At 29.9% G+C, this 24,502-nt stretch carries 23 protein-coding genes and 1 pseudogene; 10 read left to right on the top strand and 14 right to left on the bottom strand.

Annotation, left to right across the window (positions count from 1 at the left end; genetic code table 11):
- The 5 genes and pseudogenes from CAMP5063_RS04365 to dcd form a co-directional block, all read right to left on the bottom strand.
- Positions 1–136, bottom strand: a pseudogene (locus CAMP5063_RS04365) (acetyltransferase); the annotation flags it as partial.
- Positions 133–1,392: a DUF4910 domain-containing protein gene (locus CAMP5063_RS04360; RefSeq protein WP_337194881.1), complete on the bottom strand. Its 1,260-nt coding sequence runs from the start codon at positions 1,390–1,392 to the stop codon at positions 133–135. The pseudogene CAMP5063_RS04365 and the gene CAMP5063_RS04360, both read right to left, overlap by 4 nt.
- 4 nt (positions 1,393–1,396) lie before the next feature.
- Positions 1,397–2,527 carry a UDP-4-amino-4,6-dideoxy-N-acetyl-beta-L-altrosamine transaminase gene (gene pseC, locus CAMP5063_RS04355; RefSeq protein WP_337194880.1) on the bottom strand — a complete coding sequence of 377 codons (1,131 nt, stop codon included), beginning with the start codon at positions 2,525–2,527 and terminating at the stop codon, positions 1,397–1,399.
- Positions 2,524–3,531, bottom strand: coding sequence for a UDP-N-acetylglucosamine 4,6-dehydratase (inverting) (pseB, locus tag CAMP5063_RS04350; protein ID WP_258108148.1), 1,008 nt, complete (start codon positions 3,529–3,531; stop codon positions 2,524–2,526). The genes pseC and pseB overlap by 4 nt, the downstream gene beginning before the upstream one ends.
- Before the next feature lie 50 nt (positions 3,532–3,581).
- Entirely contained in the window at positions 3,582–4,142 is a 561-nt protein-coding gene (gene dcd / locus CAMP5063_RS04345) for a dCTP deaminase (protein WP_012661997.1), read from the bottom strand.
- Between the two features lie 131 nt (positions 4,143–4,273).
- Here dcd and accB point away from each other — a divergent pair, with 131 nt between their 5' ends.
- The gene (accB, locus tag CAMP5063_RS04340) at positions 4,274–4,723 is read left to right on the top strand and encodes an acetyl-CoA carboxylase biotin carboxyl carrier protein (RefSeq protein ID WP_214135144.1); all 450 of its coding nucleotides are present in this window, start codon (positions 4,274–4,276) and stop codon (positions 4,721–4,723) included.
- Position 4,724: 1 nt separating this feature from the next.
- Positions 4,725–6,056, top strand: coding sequence for an acetyl-CoA carboxylase biotin carboxylase subunit (locus CAMP5063_RS04335; RefSeq protein WP_039619123.1), 1,332 nt, complete (start codon positions 4,725–4,727; stop codon positions 6,054–6,056).
- Positions 6,057–6,074: 18 nt separating this feature from the next.
- On the opposite strand, the gene CAMP5063_RS04330 is transcribed toward CAMP5063_RS04335, so the two are convergent.
- Positions 6,075–6,902 carry a peptidylprolyl isomerase gene (locus tag CAMP5063_RS04330; protein WP_337194879.1) on the bottom strand — a complete coding sequence of 276 codons (828 nt, stop codon included), beginning with the start codon at positions 6,900–6,902 and terminating at the stop codon, positions 6,075–6,077.
- Between the two features lie 64 nt (positions 6,903–6,966).
- Between CAMP5063_RS04330 and gltX the strand changes: the two genes are divergently transcribed.
- The 4 genes from gltX (at position 6,967) to gdhA (ending at position 11,886) form a co-directional block, all read left to right on the top strand.
- Positions 6,967–8,358 (top strand): glutamate--tRNA ligase, encoded by a 1,392-nt coding sequence (gene gltX / locus CAMP5063_RS04325; protein WP_263666364.1) that lies wholly within the window; start codon positions 6,967–6,969, stop codon positions 8,356–8,358.
- Positions 8,358–9,593 (top strand): malic enzyme-like NAD(P)-binding protein, encoded by a 1,236-nt coding sequence (locus CAMP5063_RS04320; protein ID WP_133319773.1) that lies wholly within the window; start codon positions 8,358–8,360, stop codon positions 9,591–9,593. Before gltX ends, CAMP5063_RS04320 begins: the two co-directional genes overlap by 1 nt.
- A 247-nt stretch (positions 9,594–9,840) precedes the next feature.
- The gene (locus CAMP5063_RS04315) at positions 9,841–10,506 is read left to right on the top strand and encodes an MqnA/MqnD/SBP family protein (protein ID WP_133319772.1); all 666 of its coding nucleotides are present in this window, start codon (positions 9,841–9,843) and stop codon (positions 10,504–10,506) included.
- Positions 10,507–10,518: 12 nt separating this feature from the next.
- On the top strand, positions 10,519–11,886 hold the full coding sequence (gdhA, locus tag CAMP5063_RS04310; RefSeq protein ID WP_263659262.1) for an NADP-specific glutamate dehydrogenase: 1,368 nt from the start codon (positions 10,519–10,521) through the stop codon (positions 11,884–11,886).
- Between the two features lie 22 nt (positions 11,887–11,908).
- On the opposite strand, the gene CAMP5063_RS04305 is transcribed toward gdhA, so the two are convergent.
- Genes CAMP5063_RS04305 through selA form a run of 4 tightly spaced genes read right to left on the bottom strand, consistent with a single transcriptional unit; the run spans position 11,909 to position 16,319 of the window.
- On the bottom strand, positions 11,909–12,436 hold the full coding sequence (locus CAMP5063_RS04305) for a hypothetical protein (RefSeq protein ID WP_133319770.1): 528 nt from the start codon (positions 12,434–12,436) through the stop codon (positions 11,909–11,911).
- Entirely contained in the window at positions 12,423–13,136 is a 714-nt protein-coding gene (locus CAMP5063_RS04300) for a thioredoxin fold domain-containing protein (protein ID WP_220566922.1), read from the bottom strand. Before CAMP5063_RS04300 ends, CAMP5063_RS04305 begins: the two co-directional genes overlap by 14 nt.
- 53 nt (positions 13,137–13,189) lie before the next feature.
- Positions 13,190–14,995 carry a selenocysteine-specific translation elongation factor gene (gene selB / locus CAMP5063_RS04295; RefSeq protein WP_337194878.1) on the bottom strand — a complete coding sequence of 602 codons (1,806 nt, stop codon included), beginning with the start codon at positions 14,993–14,995 and terminating at the stop codon, positions 13,190–13,192.
- Positions 14,988–16,319: an L-seryl-tRNA(Sec) selenium transferase gene (selA, locus tag CAMP5063_RS04290; protein ID WP_337194877.1), complete on the bottom strand. Its 1,332-nt coding sequence runs from the start codon at positions 16,317–16,319 to the stop codon at positions 14,988–14,990. The genes selB and selA overlap by 8 nt, the downstream gene beginning before the upstream one ends.
- Positions 16,320–16,408: 89 nt before the next feature.
- Here selA and CAMP5063_RS04285 point away from each other — a divergent pair, with 89 nt between their 5' ends.
- Entirely contained in the window at positions 16,409–18,061 is a 1,653-nt protein-coding gene (locus CAMP5063_RS04285) for a 4Fe-4S dicluster domain-containing protein (RefSeq protein ID WP_133319766.1), read from the top strand.
- 10 nt (positions 18,062–18,071) lie between these two features.
- Here CAMP5063_RS04285 and CAMP5063_RS04280 read toward each other — a convergent pair whose 3' ends face one another.
- From CAMP5063_RS04280 to modA, 4 genes are all read right to left on the bottom strand, one after another.
- Positions 18,072–18,386 (bottom strand): DMT family transporter, encoded by a 315-nt coding sequence (locus CAMP5063_RS04280; RefSeq protein WP_263661264.1) that lies wholly within the window; start codon positions 18,384–18,386, stop codon positions 18,072–18,074.
- 193 nt (positions 18,387–18,579) lie between these two features.
- Positions 18,580–19,434 (bottom strand): sulfate/molybdate ABC transporter ATP-binding protein, encoded by an 855-nt coding sequence (locus CAMP5063_RS04275; RefSeq protein ID WP_337194876.1) that lies wholly within the window; start codon positions 19,432–19,434, stop codon positions 18,580–18,582.
- The gene (locus CAMP5063_RS04270; RefSeq protein WP_263662211.1) at positions 19,428–19,817 is read right to left on the bottom strand and encodes a hypothetical protein; all 390 of its coding nucleotides are present in this window, start codon (positions 19,815–19,817) and stop codon (positions 19,428–19,430) included. Before CAMP5063_RS04270 ends, CAMP5063_RS04275 begins: the two co-directional genes overlap by 7 nt.
- Positions 19,814–20,560 (bottom strand): molybdate ABC transporter substrate-binding protein, encoded by a 747-nt coding sequence (gene modA, locus CAMP5063_RS04265; protein ID WP_263671132.1) that lies wholly within the window; start codon positions 20,558–20,560, stop codon positions 19,814–19,816. The genes CAMP5063_RS04270 and modA overlap by 4 nt, the downstream gene beginning before the upstream one ends.
- A 212-nt stretch (positions 20,561–20,772) precedes the next feature.
- Between modA and CAMP5063_RS04260 the strand changes: the two genes are divergently transcribed.
- The 3 genes from CAMP5063_RS04260 to CAMP5063_RS04250 are packed head-to-tail and all read left to right on the top strand — an operon-like array spanning position 20,773 to position 24,467.
- Entirely contained in the window at positions 20,773–21,459 is a 687-nt protein-coding gene (locus CAMP5063_RS04260; RefSeq protein WP_133319762.1) for an MlaA family lipoprotein, read from the top strand.
- A gap of 9 nt (positions 21,460–21,468) precedes the next feature.
- Positions 21,469–22,038, top strand: a complete 570-nt coding sequence (locus CAMP5063_RS04255) for a Tgt2/MlaC family protein (RefSeq protein WP_257935726.1) — start codon at positions 21,469–21,471, stop codon at positions 22,036–22,038.
- On the top strand, positions 22,038–24,467 hold the full coding sequence (locus CAMP5063_RS04250) for an efflux RND transporter permease subunit (protein WP_337194875.1): 2,430 nt from the start codon (positions 22,038–22,040) through the stop codon (positions 24,465–24,467). Before CAMP5063_RS04255 ends, CAMP5063_RS04250 begins: the two co-directional genes overlap by 1 nt.
- Positions 24,468–24,502 lie beyond the last annotated feature (35 nt).

Below are 24,502 nucleotides of genomic sequence, written 5' to 3'. Positions count from 1 at the left end.
CAAGGGTGTGCCAAAATTAAAAAGTTCAGTATGCACACACAAAATATCGCCTTTTTTTGATACTAAGTTTTTTAAAAGCTTCTATTAAATCTACATTAGAGTATTTTTTATCATTGTATTCTAAGAAATATTTCATTTTATTAGTTTATGAAATTTTAATCTTTCTATTAAATCTTTTAATTCATAAGCCTGTATATTTAGCTTTGAGGCTATATCTAAAACATCGTTTTTATCATCACAAAATGCTAAGAAACTAAGTATATTTTCAACTCTTCCTTCTCTTTTGCAATGGTCTATATATAAGTCTCTTTTGCCTAAATTTGGTTCACAAAATACGGTATTTTGATAAATTTCATTAACCTCTAAATTCATAATGATTTCTTGCATGGCTTTTAAGCCACCTTGTAAGCCTTCTTCACTGATGAAATTTAAATCATCTTTGCTAGTGTGGTATTCTTTATAATCACCAAATCTAGTTCTACATACACAAACTACGGGTAAATTTACCAAAGGAGAGCAGTATTGTCTCTCATCACTTCCTCTATCTAAAAAGCTAAATTCTTTAAAATTATTTTTTTCTTTTAAGGTATGTAAAGCTACTTTATCTGCTAGGGTATTTTCACTTGGAGTGTGAATGAGTGAGTAAGCATTATCATCACCTATGCAAGAGAGTACAAAACCTGCTTTGGTATGTTTTTGCAAATGCTTTAAATATTTACTAAGATAAACTATACTCCCTATGGTTTCAGGAATAAAAACAAAACGATAATTATATTTTCTCTCTTTAAGTTCTAAAAGCCATTTAGCTAAAAATGTAGCTACCACAGGACCACTTAACTCGTTATTTGCCATAGATGGATGACAAAGATAAGTGGAAATTAAAATTTCATCTTTTGTTTCTTGCGTGCTAGGTATGAGTAAATCAGCATAGTTTAAAACTCCATTTTCATGGTGCTTTGCATCTATGAAAACTTTATATTTTCCTTCTTTTAGTTTAACTCTATCTTCATGTTTTATACAAAACCCCCAACGCCTTTTATAATAGCTTGTCACATAAGGTATGGCACCAGGCATTTCTTCTATAGAGTAAAGATGCTCTTGTAAGCTTGCTAGATCAAGCTCTGTGTCTATGCCTGTGCTATAGTTTAACACATGAAGATTATTTTGCTTAAAATCACAAATTTTTTCTCCATTTGGAGTGATGATATAAGCATCGTTTATTTCCCATTCAGCAGGTACTTCCCAATCAAATACTTTACTCCCGCTTGCTATAGAGTGAATTTTTAATATACCCCCCCCCATAGCTTCATCAAGTATTTTTAAGCTTTGTCTAAAGCCTTTCCCGGTAATACTTCTGCATATAGGAAAAAGCTCACAAACTAGCTCATACATACTTTTACTCACAACAAGCCTTTTTAGTTTCTTCTAAAATCTTAAATAAACTATCTTTAATAAATTGTGCTTCTTTTAAATTCATTTCTTGATGAGCAGGTATGCTAAGTTCAGCTTTATAAAAATTATCCGCATTTTCTAAGAATAAATTTCCATATAAGTTTTTATAATAACTAAACTCATAAGTAGGCTTATAATGCACTTGTACACCTATGCCCAAATTTAATAATTTTTCAAAAATAATCTCTTTTTGGTAATAAAACTCAGGAAAAAGCAAAATAGGATATAAATGTCTTGAGCTTTTTTTATAATCTTTGATTTTTATAGTGCTAAAATAAGGATTTTTTTCAAATTCTTTATCGTAAAAACTTGTGATGATTTCTCTTTTTTCTAGCATATTATCAAGTTTTTTTAGTTGATTTATACCTAAAGCACAAGCTACATCACTTAAACGATAATTATAGCCTAGTTCAATCATATCACTATCCCAAAGCCTTTTTTTGACTATACCATGACTTCTTAAAAGCTTGATTTTTGAGATTAATTCCTCATCATTGCTAACAACCGCACCACCTTCAAAGGTTGTGATAGGTTTAACCGGATGAAAAGAAAATATGCTCAAATCCCCCATAGAACCTACTTTTTGATCTTTATAAATAGCACCTAGAGCATGACTTGCATCATCAATTAGTGGGATGTTGTGTTGTTTAGCTAAGGCTAGGATTTCATCCATCTCTACACTATTTCCCGCAAAATCAACCACGCAAATTGCTCCTATATTAGAGCTATCTTGGCTTAATCTTAAAGCAAGTTTTTTCTCATCAATATTTCCATCGCTTTTTACATCTATAAACTCAACCCTAGCACCTGCCATTAAAGCTGCATTTGCAGTTGCAGCAAAGGTAATGGGGGTTGTTAAGACAATTTTATCTTTTACATTTAAAGATAAATATGCAAGGTGTAAAGCAGAAGTAGCTGAATTTAGCACGCAAGCATATTTTACACCTACATATTCACAAAGGGCTTGTTCAAATTCTTCAACCTTTTTTCCACCGGTTAAAAAATCATCTTTTAAAGCCTCACAAACTACTTGTATGTCTTGTTCGTCAATATTTTGATGAGAATAAGTTATCATTTTTCAAGCTCTGTATGATTTATTATATTTAAAAGCTCTTCTTGGCTAATCCATGATGGATTATTATCAGAGCTATAAGAAAAGCCATTAGAAACTTTTTTACCCTTTTGTCCTTTTGCATTTATACTAAAATCAACATTAGTGTTATTAAATTGAATACTTGGACTAATAGCATAATAATTTTCAAATTCATAAGTTAAATGACTATCATCACTTGAAATCATAATTTCATGTAGTTTTTCACCTGCTCTTATACCTATGATTTTATGAGCTAAATTAGGAGCCATAGTTTTAGCTAAATCAACGATTTTCATAGAAGGAATTTTTGGTACGAAAATTTCCCCTCCATGCATATAGGCAAAATTATTCAGCACGAAATTAACCCCATCTTCTAAGGATATCCAAAATCTTGTCATTCTCTCATCTGTGATAGGAAGTTCTTTAGCGCCTTCATTGATGAGTTTTTTAAAAAATGGTATGACAGATCCTCTTGAACCTACTACATTACCATATCTTGTAACGCTAAATTTAGTATGAGAATTTCCTGCTATGTTATTTGCTGCTACAAAAAGCTTATCACTTGCAAGCTTTGTAGCTCCGTATAAATTAATAGGATTGCATGCTTTATCGGTTGAAAGAGCGATACATTTTTCTACATTATTTTCCAAACACGCATCGATTACATTTTGTGCTCCATGGATATTAGTTTTTATACATTCCATTGGATTATATTCTGCAATTGGCACATGTTTCATAGCAGCTGCATGAATGACAAAATCAACATCTTTCATTGCTATGCTTAATCTTTCTTTATCTCTTACATCACCTATAAAATAACGCATGCAATCATCGTTAAATTTTCTTGCCATTTCAAATTGCTTGAGTTCATCGCGTGAATAGATAATGATTTTTTTAGGTTTGTATTTTTGAAGTAAAGTTTTAGTATAAGTTTTTCCAAAACTTCCTGTGCCACCGGTGATTAAAATGCTTTTTCCATTAAACATATATATTTTCCTATTACTTGACTAAGTTTTTATATCGGTTGAAAATAAAATTATTTTAAAATTCTTGGTAAAGTTATACCTGTTTGAGCTTGGTATTTACCCTTCTTATCAGCATATGTTACATCACAAGGTTCATCTCCTTGTAAAAATAAAACTTGAGCTATACCCTCATTAGCATAAATTTTAGCAGGTAGTGGGGTTGTGTTTGAAATTTCTATAGTGATATGTCCTTCAAAACCTGGCTCAAAAGGAGTTACATTTACTATAATGCCACATCTTGCATAAGTGCTTTTACCAAGACAAATAGCCAAAACATCATTTGGCATTTTAAAATACTCAACTGTTCTTGCAAGCGCGAAAGAATTTGCAGGTACTATACATACATCGCCTACAAAATCTACTACATTTTCTTCTACAAAATTTTTAGGATCTACAACGGTGGAATTTACATTAGTGAAAATCTTAAATTCTCTTCCAACTCTTATATCATATCCATAGCTTGAAAGCCCATAACTAACTATACCTTTACCTATATTTGCTTCACAAAATGGCTCTATCATATTGTGCTCTAATGCCATTTTTTTGATCCAATTATCTGCTTTTAAGCCCATTTTTGTCCTTTATAATTAAAGTGAATTTTTAAATTATATCTTAAAATAAAAGTAAAAAATAAATAATTGAAGTTATTTTTAGTATTTTTATATATAATTATAAATTAAGTCTTATAAATTAAGGAGAATATATGACAAAAGAAGAAATCAAAGAACTAATGCAACTTTTTGCAGAAGCAAATATAAGCAAGATTAAAATAAAAGAACAAGATGGATTTGAAATAGAACTTGAAAGAGATATGTGTTGTGAATTACCAGCTCCAGCTCCTGTTGCTCCAGCTCCACAGCCAATTAATGTAAATGTAGTTAATGAAACCAAAGCAAGCTCAAACTCTTCTAATAAACCGACCATCAATAGCCCTATGGTAGGTACTTTTTATCAAGCTCCAAGCCCAGGTGCAGCACCTTTTGCTAAAGTAGGACAAACTATCAAAAAAGGAAGTACTATAGCAATTATTGAAGCGATGAAAATTATGAATGAAATCGAAGCTGAATATGATTGTAGGATAGTAGAAGTATTAGTTGCAGATGGTCAGCCTGTAGAATTTGGTATGCCTTTATTTGTGGTGGAGAAATTATAAAATGGAAATTAAAAAAGTTTTAATAGCAAATCGTGGAGAAATTGCATTAAGAGCTTTAAGAACTGTAAAAGAAATGGGAAAAAAAGCAATTTGTGTGTATTCTACTGCAGATAAAGATGCTTTGTATTTAAAATATGCTGATGCGAGTATTTGCATAGGAAATGCTAGAAGTTCAGAAAGCTATTTAAATATCCCAGCTATTATTAGTGCAGCTGAAATTAGTGAAGCGGATGCGATTTTTCCAGGATATGGATTTTTAAGTGAAAATCAAAATTTTGTTGAAATTTGTGCAAAACATAATATCAAATTCATAGGCCCTTCAGTAGCTGCTATGGCACTAATGAGTGATAAAAGTAAAGCAAAACAAGTAATGCAAAGAGCAGGTGTGCCTGTAATCCCAGGAAGCGATGGGGCTTTAGGTGGGGTTGAAGCAGCAAAAAAACTTGCTAAAGAAATAGGCTATCCTGTGATTTTAAAGGCAGCAGCAGGTGGTGGCGGCCGTGGTATGCGTGTAGTTGAAGATGAAAAAGATTTAGAAAAAGCTTACTGGTCAGCAGAAAGTGAAGCGATGAGTGCTTTTGGTGATGGAACTATGTATATGGAAAAATATATCCAAAACCCACGCCATATAGAAGTACAAATCATAGGAGATAGCTTCGGAAATGTGATACATTTGGGCGAGAGAGATTGCTCTATGCAAAGACGCCATCAAAAACTTATAGAAGAATCTCCTGCAATTTTACTAGATGAAAAAACAAGAGCAAGACTTCATGAAACAGCAGTTAAAGCTGCTAAGGCTATTGATTATGAGGGTGCGGGAACTTTTGAGTTTTTAGTGGATAAAAATTTAGATTTTTATTTTATCGAGATGAATACGCGTTTGCAGGTTGAGCATTGTGTGAGTGAGATGGTAAGCGGGGTAGATATTATCGAGCTTATGATTAAAGTAGCAGAAGGGTATCCTTTGCCAAAACAAGAAGAAATTAAACTTAAAGGTCATTCTATAGAATGTAGAATTACTGCTGAAGATTCTAAAACTTTCTTACCTTGCCCAGGTAAAATCACAAAATATGTAGCTCCTGCAGGACGCAATGTAAGAATGGAAAGCCATTGTTATCAAGATTATAGTGTGCCTCCATATTATGATTCTATGATTGGAAAATTAGTCGTTTGGGGAGAAGATAGAAACACAGCTATAGCTAAAATGAAAATAGCCTTGCAAGAGCTTATCGTAGGTGGGATAAAAACAACCAAAGATTTTCATTTAGCAATGATGGATAATGCAGATTTTATCAATAATAATTATGATACAAATTATCTTTCAAGGCATTAATTGAAGATAGGTTTTAACCTATCTTAATTCTTCTATATGAGCATTTGCTCTTATTTTATCAAGATGATTTTTTAAGGCTTGTTCTTTTTGAGTTAGGGTATAGACATTGCTAACTTGATCTTTGATTAAATCAAATTCGATAGGATTTTTACCATATTTTTCTTTTACAAAATACACTATATAAGCATTTTCGCCATTTAACACTGGAGTAAATTCTCCTATTTTTGTATTATTTAACAAAGCAAGTAATCTTGGATCTAAACTAGCTGCGTTTAAACTAATGGCTTTTGATTTAATTTGAGAATTTTTATACATAGGATTTTGTGCAAGCTGTTGTAAAAGTTCAGGATTGGTAGAATTATAAACAACTAAGTCTATATTTGAAAAAGTGCTAAATTTATCAAGATTGCTTTCATAAAAATGTTTTAGTGTTTCATCATCAATATTGATTTTTGCATTTTGCATTATGCTTCTATAAAGTTTTTCTCTTTCAAGATCTTTTCTAACTTTGTTTTTAAAAACTTCAAAACTTAAACCATCTTTTTCTATCTTTGCTTGCAAACCATTAATGTCAGTTTTATTGCCTTTTGCTATTTGGCCTAATTTTTCATTAAGTTCAAAAGTGCTTACATAAATTCCTAGCTTTTTAGCTTCACTTTGTTGGACTTTATCATCTACTAAAAATGCTATAGCTTTTTGTTTGTCATTAGTTTTTAATTCTTTCATAGTTTGTTCTATATCATAAAGAGTAATAGGTTGATTTTCTACTACCATTGCTACACCACCAAGGGTTTGAGCATATAAAATATTTGCAGCAAAACAACAAGATATTAAAAATTTTCTCATATAAAACCTTTATTTAAGTGTAAATATAGCATTATAACAATAAAAATTTAAAAAAGGTAAAAATATGCAAGAAATCACAACGCGTTTTGCTCCTTCTCCAACAGGATATTTGCACATAGGAGGGCTTAGAACAGCTTTATATAATTATCTTTATGCAAGAAAAAATAAGGGTAAATTTTTATTGCGTATTGAAGATACGGATTTAAAAAGAAATTCACAAGAAGCTACGCAAGCTATTATAGAAGCATTTAAATGGTGTGGGCTTGATTATGATGGGACGATTGAGTATCAATCTCAAAGATTTGATATTTATAAAAAATACATTCAAAAATTATTAGATGAGGGCAAGGCTTATTATTGTTATATGAGTAAAGAAGAGCTTGATGAGTTAAGAGCTAAGCAAGAAGCAGCTAAAGAGCGTCCAAAATATGATGGTAGATATAGAGATTTTAAAGGAATTCCGCCAAGTGGTATTGAGCCTGTGGTGCGTATAAAAGCACCACAAAGTGGAGAGATTAAATTTATAGATGGCATTAAAGGCGAGGTTAGTTTTAAGGCTGAAGATATCTTAGATGATTTTGTAATTGCAAGAAGCGATGGTAGCCCAATTTATAATTTAACCGTTGTAATTGATGATGCACTAATGGGTGTGAGTGATGTTATAAGAGGAGATGATCATTTATCAAATACTCCAAAACAAATTGTCCTTTATGAAGCACTAGGCTTTAAAATACCTAAATTTTATCATGTAGCTATGATACATGGTGAAGATGGTAAGAAACTTTCTAAGCGTCATGGAGCAACTGATGTGATGGAATATAAAAATATGGGGATTTTACCTCAAGCCTTGCTTAATTTCTTAGTGCGTCTTGGTTGGAGTCATGGCGATGATGAAATTTTTTCTTTAGAAAGTATGCAAGAGCTTTTTGATCCAAATCATATTAACAAAAGTGCTTCTTGCTATAATTTTAAAAAATTAGAATGGCTTAATGCTCATTATATTAAAACTTTACCTTTTGAAGAAATCAATAGACAATTAAAAGATTTAGGTTTTGATTTAAGTCAGTATGAAAAAGCAGGCTTTTTGCTAGATATGTTAAGAGAGAGAGCTAAAACTTTGCATGATATTATTAGCGGGGCTAAAGTGTTACTAAATGACCCAAAAGAATATGATCAAAAGGCTGTAGATAAATTTCTCAATGTTACAAATTTAACTTATTTGGAAAAATACGCTATGGTTTTAAATGAGCAAAAAAATGCTTGTGAATTTGAAGAATTAACTAATCAATTCTTAGAAGAAAATAATCTTAAGTTAAAAGATCTAGCTCAAGCTATACGCATTGCACTCACAGGAAACTCGGTTAGTCCTAGTATATTTGAAGTATTGGAATTTTTAGGAGTGCAAAAGGCTAAACTTAGGATAAAAAATTTACTAAATTATATGAAGGAAAAATAATGAATTTAAAAGAAGAGGCTTTAGAATATCACTTAGGTGGTAAAGTAGATATTGTTGCTAGAAAGCCTATGGATAGTGCACATGATTTATCTTTGGCGTATTCTCCTGGGGTTGCTGAACCTTGTATTGAGATAGCAAAAGATGAAACTTTAGCTTATAAATACACTAATAAAGCTAATTTAGTTGCTATAGTAAGCGATGGTAGTGCGGTTTTGGGACTTGGTAATATAGGAGCGAGTGCAAGCAAACCTGTTATGGAAGGAAAGGCTTGTTTGTTTAAAAAATTTGCTAATGTTAATGCTTATGATTTAGAAATTAATGCTCATAGTATAGATGAAATTGTTACTTTTTGTAAAGCTATAGCGCCTACTTTTGGAGGGATTAATTTAGAAGATATTTCAGCACCAAAATGTTTTGAAATAGAAGCTGCTTTGCAAGATCTTGGAATTCCTGTAATGCATGATGACCAACATGGAACCGCGATCATTTCTACAGCAGGATTAATGAATGCTATGGAAATTAGTGGTAAAAAATTTGAAGATATTAAAGTAGTGGTAAGTGGTGCAGGTGCAGCAGGTATTGCAAGTGCTAGAATGTATAGAAATTTAGGGGTTAAAAATATCGTTTTAGTAGATAGTAAAGGTGTAATTAATACTCAAAGAGATGATTTAAATAAATATAAACTAGAATTTGTAAGCGATACCAAAGATAGCACTTTAAGAGAAGCTTTAAAAGGTGCTGATGTATTTTTGGGTTTGAGTGCACCTAAGATTTTAGATGATGAGATGATTTTAAGTATGGCAAAAGATCCCGTGATTTTTGCATTAGCTAATCCTGTACCTGAAGTAATGCCAGAAGATGTTAAAAGAGTTAGAAACGATGCTATAGTTGGAACAGGTAGAAGTGATTATCCAAATCAAATTAATAATGTTTTAGGTTTTCCTTTTATCTTTAGAGGAGCTTTAGATGTAAAGGCAACTAAAATTACTGAAAATATGAAAATAGCAGCCGCAAAAGCTTTGGCTGATTTAGCTAAGCTTGAAGTAACTGATGAGGTAAAACAAGCTTATGGAGTAGAAGAGCTTAGTTTTGGTAGAGATTATGTGATACCAAAACCATTTGATAGCAGAGTAAAAGCTGTAGTTAGTGCTGCGGTAGCAAAAGCTGCGGTTGAAGATGGAGTAGCTTTGATAAATAATTTTGATTATCAGAGATATTTTGATAGTTTAAAATAATTTTTTATAAATTAAGTTTTATTTAAAATAATTTTTTATTATAAAACTTAATTTTATCTATTTTTTATTGTTTATATGAGTTATAAAAACATATTTTTTAAAAATCATTTAAAAAATATGTTTTAAATGTTACTTTTTTTCTTTTTAAATTATATAAATTTGATATTACTAGTATTTTTAATAAAATTAATTTATATTTAAGATATTTTTTAATAGGATATTTTTACTTAATCATAGAAAGGTCGAGATGATTTTTGGTAAGATAGATTATCTTAATTTACTCCCTTTACATATCTATCTTAAAAAATCAGCTTTTCCTAGCTATGTTAAGCAAACTACAGAATACAAAAAAGGGGTTCCTAGTAAGCTAAATCGCCATTTGTATTTTAGACGCATTGATGCAGCGATTATCTCAAGTGTTGAAAGTCGTAGAAAAAAATACAAAACCTTAAATGTGGGGATTTGCGCAAGCAAAAAGGTAAAAAGCGTTTTAGTGAAAAAACAATCTGAAAGCAAAGAAGATGCAAGCTCTGCAACTTCTAATGCTCTTGCAAAAGTTTTAAAGCAAAAAGGGGAGGTTATCATCGGTGATAAGGCTTTAAAACTTTATTTGCAAAATCCAAAAGATTATATTGATTTATGCGAATTATGGTATGAAAAGACAAAACTACCTTTTGTTTTTGCTCGATTTTCTTGTATTAAAAATTTTTCTATTTATAAAAAAATGATGAAAAATTTCACAAAAAGTAAAATTTTCATTCCACAATATATTTTGCTAGATTATTCTAAGTCAAGAAATCTTTCTCAAAAAGAAATTAGTGCATATTTAAAGCTAATTTACTACAAAATAGGAACAAAGGAGCAAAAGGCGCTAAAAAAATTTTTAGCCAATGCAAACAGCAAGATACTATAAAAAGGACAATTTATGAGTATAGCTAAACAATATATCAATGAAACCTTAGAAAAAATTCAAGCAACTTCCCCAAGACAACCTATCTTTTTTCAAGCAGCAACTGAAGTGTTAAATTCTTTAGAACCTTTACTTGAATCTAACAAAACTTATCAAGATCATGCTATATTAGAGCGTATTGTTATGCCTGAAAAAACGACTATTTTTAGAGTAGTATATATTGATGACGCAGGTAAAGCTCAAACGCATTTTGGTTATAGAGTGCAGTTTAATTCTAGTTTAGGACCTTATAAAGGTGGGATCAGATTTCATCCTAGTGTAGATTTAGATGTTTTGAAATTTTTAGGTTTTGAACAAATTTTCAAAAACTCTCTAACAGGTTTAATGATAGGGGGAGCTAAAGGAGGAGCAAATTTTGACCCTAAAGGTAAAAGCGAAGCAGAAATTATGCGTTTTTGTCAAGCTTTTATGGCCGAGCTTTCAAAAATCATAGGTGCAAGCACTGATGTGCCAGCAGGCGATATAGGGGTTGGTGCTAGAGAAATTGGATATATGTTTGGAGCTTATAAGAAAATTAGCTCTAATTTTGATGGAACTTTAACGGGAAAGAAAATTCCATGGGGTGGAAGTTTAGTAAGAACAGAAGCAACAGGGTATGGCTGTGTGTATTTTACTCAAGAAATGCTAGCAAAATATAATAATGCATTAGAAGGAAAAGAGTGTGCAGTTTCAGGTAGTGGAAATGTGGCAATTTATACCATAGAAAAATTACATCAACTTGGTGCAAAAGCAATCACAATAAGCGATAGCGATGGATTTGTTTATGATAAAGATGGGATAGATTTAGATTTATTAAAAGAAATTAAGGAAGTAAAAAGAGCTAGAGTGAGTGATTATGCAATGCTTAAAAAAGGTGCTATTTTTACTCCAAAAAGTGCGTATAAACAAGGTTGTAATGGAGTATGGAGTATACCTTGTGATATAGCTTTTCCAAGTGCTACGCAAAATGAATTAAATTTAGAAGATATTAAAACCTTATATCACAATGGTTGTCGTATGGTAGCAGAGGGAGCTAATATGCCAAGCACACTTGAAGCGATCGATTTTATGTTAAATCAAAAAGACTTTTTATTTGCGCCAGCTAAGGCTGCTAATGCAGGTGGTGTAGCGACTTCTCAACTTGAAATGCAACAAAATGCAAGTATGTGTCAATGGGGCTTTGAGGAAGTTGATGCAAAATTACATAAGATTATGAAAAATATTTTTGAAAATTCATACGAGTGTGCAAAAGCTTATAATCATGAAGGAAATTTAGTAGTAGGTTCAAACATAGCAGGCTTTAAAAAAGTAGCTGATGCGATGATTGATCATGGTTATATTTAAAAAGATGGCTTAAATGCCATCTTTAGTGTATATAAAAAAAGCTTGTTATTTGATTAGCGATTTTTTCTTCTAAAGACTCTTTGGCTCTGTCTATATTGCCAAGATAAGCAGTTCTTGCTAAAAGCGAGGTGCTTTGAGTAGAGTTTTTGGAGCTAATTTGTAAATTAACTTGTAAAAGATAGTAATTTTCTACTTCCATTTCAAAAACATCATCTATTTTATCAAAGTCATTATAAAAAAATCTCGCATTAGAAGCGCGTAATCTTTGCGCGTAAGAAAATTTCTTAAAATCTACTATATTGATATAAATTTTATAATCACTTTGAACATTATTTAAAACTAAGCCTAAATTTTGTAATTTTTGAGCGAGCTTAGCTTCTAAATTTGTGTTTAATTTTGAAGGATTATTGATGTGTAAAGAAAAACTTTGATTTTTATTAGCATGCAGGAAAATACCTTCATTATTTGTTTGGATAAAAGTTTGCATAGGGCCTGTGCAAGCACTTAAAAATAGTGCAAACACAAGCAAGAAAAAATTATTTTTGAGCATCGATTATAGTTGGCACAGCACGAAGACCAAGTTTAGAGTATTTTGCGAAAGTTTCTCTTACTGCTTTAACCTCAGCTTCACTAGGTTTTTTATAATCTTTTAAATTTTTATCATAATATTTTTTCATGATAGCGATTTTTTGCGCATCATCTTTAGCATTTTTACTTTCTTTGTAAATTAATGCAGATTTTTCAAAAGCACTAGTATCATGGATAGGGGTTAAGATAAATTTCACTTGATGAGTTTTTAGTGTTTCTTCTATTTTATCTAAATGCATTCTACAATATGGACATTCAGGATCGCTAAAAACATAAAGTAAAGGTTTGTTTTTATCGCCTAAAGAAATAAACATTTTTTCTTTTTTAAGTTCAACTAGAGCTTTTTTTGAAAATTCAGCTTGTTGTTTTTCCATGAGTTTTGCTTGATAAACTTGAGAGTAAAATTCACCTTTTTTTACATCAATTACTTCAGTTGTGATGATATTATCTTGAGTGAAAACGATTTCTTGGAAATTTTTACCACTAATTTCAAAATTAACTATCACAGCTTCAAAGTTAGTATCAGGAATTTTTTCTCTACTAGAAACACTAATGTTTGCATTTGATAAATTTGGATTTTTCTTAAAAAAATTAATAATTTCTTCATTGCTTGCAGCAAATAAAGAGCTAGCAAGGGTTAAGAGAGCTAAAGATTTTTTCATCATTTTCCTTTGTTTTAAAATTTTTGCACATTATAAAATGTAATCTTTAACACTTAGATTTTTAATATTCTTTTTTCCTCTATTTTTTTAACTTGAGGATAGTTTTTATCAAGATATTCTAAATAAGCTATGGCATATTTTCTTGAAATTTGAAAATGATTTTTAACAAAAGCTACATCTAAATGATGATTTTGCAAAAGTTTTAAAAACTCTTGCATGAGATTTTCAAGAGTATTTTTTTCTATAAAAAGATTATGTGCTAATCTTTTGACTTTGTTTTCTTTGGTGAGTTTTTTTAAGATAAGATCTCCATTTTTCCTATCAAGCTCTAAATATTCATAAAGATTGTAAGGTGCAGTAGGTTTTATACCTTCTTTTTTTAAAATTTCATAAAGCTCGCAATGAGCCTTTTCTTGTAATTTTTCAAAATCTTGTCCTTTTAAAAACCATATGCCATCTTTAAAATCTAATTTTTCTTGCATTTGCTTGAGTGTATAAGCGCAAAAGCTCTCACTTGCCCAGCTAAGCCTTAAGGCGATAGAATGAGGCGAGATTAAAGCATAAGGATTTTTAGAGAAAATAAAATCAATAAATTCTTTCAAAGTTTGTATAGCATTTAAATCATATACATTTAAAGCTTGCTCATCGACAAAAACATGATTTAAGCTTTTTGCTAGGTTTAGGGCTTGCTCATGAGTGAGTTTAAAGCGTTGATAGCTTGAAAGTAATCCAAAGCCAAGTTTGTGAGTTTGTTTTAAAAACTCAAATACTTTTTTAAAATCTTTTTGTTCTAAAAGTGCTAAATACTTAGCTTTTATATCTTTTTTTAAAGGCTCACTTACCGCATTAAGAACTACACCACCGCTTTTAATACGCCCATTTTCAAGCAAGATGAATTTATCATCAAAGCACAAAGGTAAGTTTTTATCAAACTCTAAGCTAATATAAGTTTTATCTTCAAATTCTTTGATTACACTAATTTTTGCATTAAGCTTTTTTGAGCCACTGCAAAATTCTAAAATACTCCCGTGTTTAATCTCTGTACTAAAAACAACCCCATCGATACTTTTAAAGCTTTTAAAAACACCTTTTTTACTTAATATATAGCCTTTTTTTAACTCATGATAATCACAATTTAAACTCAAAGCAACCCTATTATAAGCTTTTGCTTCTAAAACATTTTCTTCATGAATTTGTATGTTTTTTACAATGATATCTTTTTGATTTTCAAGGCAAAATATTTTTTCATTTTTGCTTATTTTTCCTTCATTTAAACTCCCTGTTACTACCGTTCCTATACCTTTTAGAGAAAAAACCCTATCAATGTAGTATCTAAAAATCAAATTTTCATCATTTTCTTTAGGCTTTAAACTAAGTAGATAGTTTTTTAAATTTAATATACTTTGCTCATCATAAATGCTAGTTGGAAAAACTTTTAAGATATTGATTTTAAAGGCTTTTAATTCTTTTAAAAGCTCTGCTTGCTTTTGTACTAAATCCTTGCATAAATCAACCTTACTCAAAATAAGCACTACATCTTTTACGCCTAAAAATTCCAAAACCCTTAAATGCTCTATACTTTGAGCCTTTAAACCCTCGTTTATATCTATGACAAACATACATACCCTAAAGCCAAAAGCACCACTTATCATAGTTTTAATTAAACTTTCATGCCCAGGCACATCGATAAAAGCAATATTTAAATTTTCACTTTTTAAATTTGAAAAGCTAAGATTAATCGTAATGCCTTTTTCTTGCTCTTCTTTTAAATCATCGCCTTCAAAACCATTTAAAGCTTTAATAAGCGAAGTTTTACCATGATCAATATGCCCAGCAGTGCCTATGATGATACTATGCATGAAATACCTCTTTAATAATGCTTATTATTTTGTTTAAATCTTTTTCTAAAATACTTCTAAAATCTAGCACAAAATGCCCATTTTCAACACGGCCGATTACGCCTTTTTTTCTAAATTTTTCTTGTAAAAGCAAAGCTTTCTCATCAAAACTTAACACAAAAGTATCTAAGCTTTTATCAGGCATAGAGCCACCACCTACTAAACTTTTAGAAGCTTTTAACTCACATTTTATAGGAATTTTTTCTTTGACAAAGAGTGCTTTTTTTTCTATGGTTTTTAAATCATCATTTAAAAGTTTTAGTGTGGGGATTTTTTCATATTCTTTTTCTAAGTAAGCTTTGGCAGTTTCATTTAAAAAAGCTAGAGTGATTTTATCAACCCTTAGCATTCTTAGAAGTTGATTTTTCTTTAATTGTTGAATGTATTTTTTCTTTCCAAGTATAATGCCTGCTTGAGTAGAGCCAAAAAGTTTATCACCGCTAAAACTTAAAATATCACAATGTTTTAAAAGCTCTTTCACACTCGGCTCGTTTTTACTAAGTTGTTTATTAATCTTTTCACACCAGCCAGCACCCAAATCATAATAAGATATGAGTTTTTTCTTTTTTGCCAAAGCATGAATTTCACCTAAACTTACCTCTTCAAAAAATCCTTTAAAAGCAAAATTAGAACGATGGGTTTTTAAAATCATCTTAGTATTTTCATTGATAGCTTTTTCATAATCATATAAATGAGTTTTATTAGTCGTGCCTATTTCTTTTAGTTTAACTCCAGCTGCTAGCATAACTTCAGGAATTCTAAAATTTCCCCCAATCTCAACTAACTCACTTCTTGAAGTAATAACTTCTTCATTTTTTGCTAAGGTGTTTAAGATCAAAAATACAGCCGAGGCGTTATTATTAACAACTAAGCAATCTTCACAATCAAATAATATTTTTAAATTCGCACTAAGTGCGTCATACCTTGAGCCTCTTTTGCCACTTTGCATGTTAAACTCTAAATTTGAATAAGAACAGATGATTTCTTTAGTTCTTTCAAAAATACTCTCATCAATAATACTACGACCAAGATTAGTATGAATGATAACTCCAGTAGCATTGATCAAACTTTGACTTTGCATGTTTAAAAACTCATCAATACTTTGAGCAATTTTACTTAGCAAATCTTGCAAGCTAAAATTTAAATTTTCATCTTTACTTAGTTCTTTTTTACAATTTGAAACAACTATTTTTGCAAAATGAGATCTTAAATACAAAGGGTAGCTAGCCAAGTTTTCATCGTTTATGAGTGTGTTTATGGGTGGAAAATTTCTAAATTTGTTCATCTTAAACCTTAAGAATAAATTAGTAAAATTATAACTTTTTTATAATGAAATTTATATAATTAAGATTAAAAAATTTAAAAGAGAGTGCTATGAAAGATTTTGTATTTTTAGAAAATGAAGATTTAATTCCTTTAAGTGATGATATTAGCATAGTTCAAAAAGCCTGTAATGAAGAAGTTTTTATAGGAAATTCAAAGCTTTTAAATCCTGAAGTTTATGCACCTGAGATTAATTTTTACCTTAAAAACTCACAAGATGATGTGCTTAAAAAAGCCAAAACTATTGAGTCCTTATATAAGATTAGATCTAAAGTTTATGATTTAGGACTTGATTTAGAATACACCAAAGAAGTGGGTAAAAATGTAATTATTGTAAGCAATGAGGATCAAAATGAGCTTATTGAAAGTTTAAAAAAACAAGAATACAAGGTTTTAAAACTAAGTAATGAGCAATGTTTGGGTGTTTTAGGTTGCGTGGGCGAGCTTTGTGTGATAGCTTTAAAAGATAATGAGCAAGTAGAGATTGATTGTGATTTTTTCTTATATGATGTAAAAAAAGAAAGTTTTGATCAACAAAGTGGTTGCTATGATTTAACCACCTTAAGTCAAGAAGAGCTTATAAAACTTTTAAATTCTAATTCTCCAAAATATAAATTTAGAAATTATATTAGTTATGATGATAGCATTTGTCAATACCATGAAAGAAGAAGTATTCATTGTGGAAAATGTGCTGAAATTTGTCCTAGTGTGGCTATTTTAAAAGATGATGAGCAAAGAAAATTAGAATTTTCTCATGTGGATTGTTTAAGCTGTGGTGATTGTGTGGGGATTTGTCCTAGTGGAGCGCTTGATTATGCACCTATGCCACGCAATAGCTTTTATGAAATTTTAAAATTTTATGAAGATAAAATCATTTTAATAATCCCTGAGAAAATGTCTATAGAAAATTTAAATATCACTTTAAAAGAAGATGTAATGCCTTTTATGATTAAAGGCGAGAATTATCTTGATCAAGCACATTTTTTAGCTATGCTTCAAACAAGTGGTGCTAGTGTGATTTTTTATAGTGATGGCTTATCGCAAGGTGCTTTAGAAGTGATAGCTTTGATGAATGAAATTTTTCAAAGAAAATTTAAACAAAATGCAATTTTTCTAGCTAAAGATGAAAAAGAACTTTTAGAGGCTATAAATCAAGCACATTTTATAGAAAATCTCAAATTTATATCTTATAACCCTGCGCTTTTAAAAAGAGAAGATTTTGCTATAAGATTAAGAGAGCTTATAAAAGAAGAAAATTTAGGCAATATCCCAAGTAAAGAATGGATACGCTATGGAAAAATCACCATCAATGCAGACACCTGTACTTTATGTCTTTCTTGTGTGGGAGCTTGTAATGTAGGAGCTTTAGTGGCTGATACTAAAGATAATTCTTTGAAATTTAACGCAAGTTTATGTACTACCTGTGGATATTGTGAGGCAAGTTGTGCTGAAAAAGATACTTTAATGCTTCAAAGAAGTGGGATAGATTTGGAAAAAGAGTATTTTTCTTTTATGGTTTTAGCTCAAGATGAACTTTTTGCTTGTGTAGAGTGTGGGAAAGAATTTGCTACTAAAAAGGCCATTGAGAAAATTGCTAGCATTATGAAGCCAAGATTTATGGGTGATGAAGCTAAGATAAAAACACTATATTGCTGTGCTGAATGTAAAGCAAAAGTAATGATACAAAGTATGAATGTGCTTTAAGCCAAAAGGCTTAAGCACTAAGTTTTAATCCCACCACTCCAGTGATGATTAAAATAATAAAAATGATTTTATTAAGAGTAATTACTTCTTTAAAGATTAAAAATCCCACCACACTAACTAATGCCAAACCACAACCTGCCCAAGTTGCATAAGCTATACTTAAATCAATTTTTTTCAAAGCATAAAATAAACCTGCTAAAGAAAATGAAAAAAACACCGCAAAAACGATTAAATAAAGATTATTTTTACTTATGCTTGCATACTTCATCGAGCTTGTTGCAATCACTTCAAAAACTATACTAATTACTAATACTAACCAATGCATTTTATATATCCTTTTAAATTAATTTAAAAATGAAATTACAAAAGGATAAAAGGTGGTGCAGTAGGGGCTATAAAATAACCACAAGATAATCTTATCTTCCATTTTGTCCATAAGCTAGTATAAAATTTTAAGATAAAAAATCCATAAGTCATTTATAACCTTGTAATAATTTATCTTATTTTAACATTGTTTTTTATATCTTAGTTAAATTTAGCGCAAAAGCTTTTTGGCTCAAAAGCACTTCATCATTTTCTTTAAAATCTTTAGCTTCTAAAGGGCTTAGTGCTACTTGGCTGATTTGATTACCTATGGCAAGTATGGCTATAAATATGCTATCTTGCTTTTGTAGTTTTAAAATGCGTGCTTTTATGGCAAATTTTTGCGAGCCTTGTGTTTTTAAAAAAACTTCATTAGGCGAGCCTTCTTTGATGATAGCTCCATTTTCTAAAATGATGACTTTATTAGCTAGTTTATAAACTTCACTTACATCATGACTGATTAAAATAGTAGTGATTTTATAAGTTTTGTGTATATTTAAAAGATAATCATGCAAGTGTAGTTTTATCTCATTATCTAGGGCGCTAAATGGCTCATCTAAAAGTAAAAGTTTGGGTTTTTGCATAATGGCTCTTGCTAAAGCTACGCGTTGTTTTTGTCCCCCGCTTAGTTCTAAAATATGACTTTTTTTGTGTTTGCTTAAATCTAAAAGTTCTAAAAGTTCATTAGCAAATTTTAGATCTTTTTTGGCAAAAAGTAAGTTTTGCTCTACATTCATATTTTCAAATAAAGCATAATCTTGAAAAACAAAGCCAAGTTTTCTTTTTTGTGGACTTAGAAAGTTTTTATCATCAAAAAATATCGTATTATTAAAAGTGCAAATTCCTTGTGCTTTTTCAAAACCCGCTAAAATTCTCAAAAGCGTAGTTTTACCACTACCACTTTTTCCAAAAATAGCACAAAATTCTCCTTCTTTAGCTTCAAATTTAACCTTAAGTTTAAATTCTTTTTCTTTATTTTTAAAGATTTTTTCAAAGTCAAGTTTTAGCATAAATACTCTTTGATAAATAAAGCACTAGGATGTACATAAGCAAATACAAAATCATTTTTTTGATAATTTTGCTCTAAAAACTCATGGGTGCTAATTTGAGCTTCGAAAGTGCAAATTTCATTTTCTAATCTTACGATAGTGATGATTTGTCCTTGAAAAATATCAATGATTTTTGCATAAAAGGTATTTAAAAATGAATTTTCTAAATTTTTTTTACTAAGCAAGCACTCGCTACTTTTAAAAGCTAGTAAAACTTCTTGATCAATGCTTGCTTTTTCATCAAGTTCTAAAGCAAGCATAAATAATTTATGTTTATTTATAAGAAATTCTACCCAGTTTATATTTTCATGATTTTTTATAATATTTATTTTAGCTTTAATCATGGGATATTATAGCCATAAGCTTTGAAAATTTCCTTAGCCTTTTTGCTTAAAATAAAATTATAAAATTTCTTAGCTTTAGCATTATCTTTACCATAAGAAGTGATAACAATGCCTTGATTGATTGGTTCATAAAGCTTTGGATTGATTAAAATATAATTTTTTCCTTCTTGGAGTTTATAAGATTTTAGCGTATCTTCATATAAAGCACTTGCTGCTATAAAACCCACATCGGCTGCTTTTAATGTTTGAGTAAGTGCTTCTCCTATAGATTTTGCCTCGATGATTTTAGCTTTTGTTTGCTCATAAATTTTAGTATTTTGTAAAGTTTCTATGCTAGCTTGACCATAAGGAGCAGCTTTGGGATTAGCTATGGTGATGATTTTTACTTTTTCTTCTTTAAGTGTGTCTAATCCTTTGCTTAAATCCATTCTAACACTGAGTAAAGCTAAAGCTCCTTGAGCATAAATAACAGGTTTTGTGCTAGTAAAATTATCATCATACAAGCTTTGTGCAAATTTCATATTTGCAGCCATAAATATATCAAATGGCGCACCATTTTTAATTTGTGAGACTAAATTTCCACTAGCGCCTAAGCTTACATTGATACTAATATCAGGGTTTTCTTTTTGAAATTCTTTTTGCAAGGCTTTAAAAGCGTAAGCTACATTTGCAGCTGCAGCGATATTTACATCAGCACTATAGCCAAAAATACACAAAAAAAGTAGGGTAAAAATTTTTTTCATTTTTTATCCTTTTAATAGTAAATTTTAAAAAAATTATAGCTTATTTTTAAAAGCAAAAATAAATTTATATTTTTTGCATATTTTCTAAGACTTATTTCATAAGTAAATAAAAATTACTAATTTTTTTTAAAGAATATTTTTAATGTAAAAATTTATTTTAATTTTTTGTATAATATAAGATTTCAATTTATGAAATTTTAAAAGGAAAAAGCTTGTTAAAATACATACTAACTTTGTGTTTATTTTTTAACACTTTGATTTTAGCAAATGACTTTGAAGATTTTGAACAAGAATATCAAAAAAAAGAAGTCAAAGATAGCTTTTATACTTACAATAAAGCTATGAGTAAATTTAATTATGATCTTTATACTTATTTTTTAAGACCGGTTGTGCTTTCTTATAAAAGCATTACTCCAAGCTTTATAAGAACAGGTGTAAAAAATGCTTTTGATACCACAAGATCACCTTTTAGATTTATTAATCATCTTTTAAGTTTAGAATTTAGAAAAGCTGGTGAGGAATTTGGAAGATTTTGTGTGAATGTGATTTTTGGATTTGGTTTGTTAGATAGTGCGAGTAAAACTCCTTTAAAAAGTTATGAAGCTGATTTTGGAACGACTTTGGGTAAATGGGGAGTAGGTAGTGGACCACACTTAGTGCTTCCACTTTTAGGTCCTTATAATGTAAGAGATGCTTTAGCTTTGCCTGTAAATTGGTTTATGGTGCCTGAGGGGTATATTGAGAATTTTTGGGTTGGTGTGGGTGTAAATGCTGCATTAAAACTCAATGAATTAAGTTTTGAGTATGAAAAAATAGATGATATTTACCAAAATAGTGTAGATTATTACATTTTTATACGCGATGCGTATGAACAAAGACGCCAAGAACTCATCAAATAAGGAGATAAAATGAAAAAAATCATAGTTTTGCTTTTTAGCGTAGTATTTGCTTTTGCTTTAAATTTGCAAGATATTTCTAAAACCATGCAAGAAAAAATTGATGAGAGCTTAAAAATTTTAGATCAAAATAAAAACGATAAAACCAAAGCAGCGGAAAAAATCTTTGCTTTATTTGATGGTGTTTTTGATTATGAACTTATGGCTAAACTTAGTCTTTCTACAAGATATGAAAAATTAAGTGAAAATGAAAAAAATGAATTTAACAAAGCTTTTGAAAAAAACCTTAAAAAAAGTTTCACAGATAAGCTTGCTTTGTATGATTCTCAAAAATTAAAAGTGATTAATTTAGAAGAAAAAAACAAAAGAGCCTTTTTAAAAACTTCTATGATAGTAGATGGTAAAGAAAATTTTGTAATCTTTAAATTTTATGATAAAAATAATGATTGGCAAATTTATGATGTAGATATTTTTGGCATAAGTATCATACAAACTTATCGCTCACAATTTAAAGATGTCTTGCAAAATGGCGATTTTAAAACCTTGCTTGAAAAGCTTTCTAGTGTTGATTTTTCTAAATAATGCTAAGTAAAATTTTAAAAATCTTTCTTAATTTCCCAAAGCTAACTTTGGGGATTACTTTAATCTTTTGTATATTTTTTAGTTTTTTTACTAAAAATTTAAGTGTTGATGCAAGTGCTGAAAGCTTGCTTTTAGAGCATGATGAGGGTTTGAAACTATATAGAGAAGTTTCAGCGCGTTATGGCAATGATAATTTTTTAATGCTTGCTTTTGCTCCTAAAAATAAAGATATTTTTGCTAAAGAAAATTTAGAAACTATCAAAAACTTAACCCTTGATTTAGAAAAAATCAATGGTGTGCAAAAGGTATTTTCTGTCGCTAATGCACCTTTGCTTGCAAGTTCTAAAGGTAAAGAGTTAAAAGAGCTTATCCAAAATATACCTAATATTTTTAGTCAAGATGTGGATATTAATCTAGCTAAAAAAGAAATTTTAAATCAACCATTTTATAAAAATAATATCATCTCAAAAGATGGAAAAACAACGGGAATTTTGATTTATCTAGCACCTGATCTTGTTTATAATGACTTGATTAATTCAAGGGATAATGCGCAAAATGAAAATGAAAAAGAGCATTTTAGAGCCTTGATTAAAAAGCACCAAGAAAGCTCAAGGGAATTTAGTGCCAAAAGATTAGAAGAAATTACTAAAATAGTATCTAAGTATAGTCAAAATGGAGACTTTTTACACCTTGGTGGTGTTGAAATGATCGCTAATGATATGATTAATTATGTAAAAAGTGATTTAAAAATTTATGGACTTAGCTTAATAGGGCTTTTATTTATAGCACTTTGGTGGTTTTTTGGCTCTTTGCGTTTAGTGTTTTTGGCTTTGGGAATTTGTGTGGTTTCACTTTTTACTTCAAGCGGGATTTTCGCGCTTTTGGACTTTGATATTACTGTGGTGTCTTCAAACTATGTAGCTTTGGTACTCATTATCACTGTTTCTGTTGTGATACACTTAATCGTGCATTTTATAGAAAATTTACACAAACACCCAAAAGCTAGCGTTTATAAGCTTTTACTCTCAACCTTACTTGATAAAGCAAGTCCTAGTTTTTTTGCTATTTTAACCACGGTTGTTGGGTTTTTAAGTTTTGTTTTTTCAGATATTGAGCCTATTATCAAACTCGGTATTATGATGAGCCTTGGCATCAGTGTGAGTTTGATTTTAGCTTATATTTATTTTGCAAGTATTTTGGTATTAATGCCGCGTTTAAATTTTAAAGAGCTTAATCAAAATTCGTTGAAATTTTTAAGTTTTTGTGCAAATGTAAGTTTAAAACATAGAAAATTTATCTATGGTATAAGTTTATTTTGTGCGGCTTTTGCTTTGTATGGAATTTTGCAAATTAAAGTAGAAAATAGTTTTGTGAGTTATTTTAAAGATAGCTCTAGGATTAAACAAGGTTTGTTGATTATAGATAAAGAGCTAGGTGGAACTATGCCTTTAGATGTGATTGTCAAATTTAAGCAAAATCCAAAACAAAATGAAAGCTTAGATGAGTTTGAACAAGAATTTGATGATTTATCCAAAGATGATAGGTATTTTTTTAGTAGTGAAAAAACAAGAATAGCTGCTAAGGTTCATGAGTTTTTAAGTAAGCAAAAATATGTAGGCTCTGTGCTTAGCTTGCAAAGTTTGCTAGAGCTTGGAAAAAGCATTAATGATGGTAAGACTTTAGATGATTTTGCTCTAGCGTTTTTATATGAAAATTTAGATGAGAATTTTAAAAAGCAAGTTTTAACCCCTTTTGTTAGTGTAGAAAATAATGAGTTGCGATTTAGCGTGCGTATGCTAGATAGTGATCCAAATTTAAGACGCGATGCTTTTTTAAAACAGCTTGAAAAAGACTTAAATGAGCTTTTGCAAAATGATAATGTAGAGGTTAAAATCAGTGGTATTATGCCTTTGTATAATAATATGCTTCAAAGTCTTTTTTCATCACAATTTGACACTTTAGCCTTTGTGGTGCTTGTGATTTTTGCTTTGTTTGTGGTGATTTTTAGAAGTTTTGTTTATGCTTTTGTGGCAATTTTGGCCAATCTCATACCTTTAGCTTTGGTGTTTGGCTTAATGGGTGTTTTAAATATACCACTTGATATTATGAGTATTACCATAGCTGCTATTTGTATAGGAATAGGGGTTGATGATATGATTCATTATATTCATCGTTTTAAAGAAGAATTAAAACATAAAAGCTTAGAAGAGGCCATAAAAGCTTCGCATATAGGTATAGGAAGTGCGATTTATTATACTAGTGTTACGATTATTCTAGGTTTTTTAGTAATGATTAGTAGTAATTTTATCCCGACGATTTATTTTGGCTTGCTTACGGTTTTGGCTATGAGTTTGCTTTTGTTTGGTTCGCTTTTTTTATTACCAAGTTTTATTTTAACTTATCATTATTTTAAAACAAAATTAAAATAAAGTAAAATCCAAATCACATAAACACCAAAAGCAAT

Origin of the sequence: Campylobacter sp. RM5063, from assembly GCF_024723655.1 — a bacterium.
Classification (GTDB): domain Bacteria; phylum Campylobacterota; class Campylobacteria; order Campylobacterales; family Campylobacteraceae; genus Campylobacter_D; species Campylobacter_D lari_D.
Note: the sequence above shows the minus strand (reverse complement) of the source record. Positions and strands in the feature narration are given on the sequence as shown.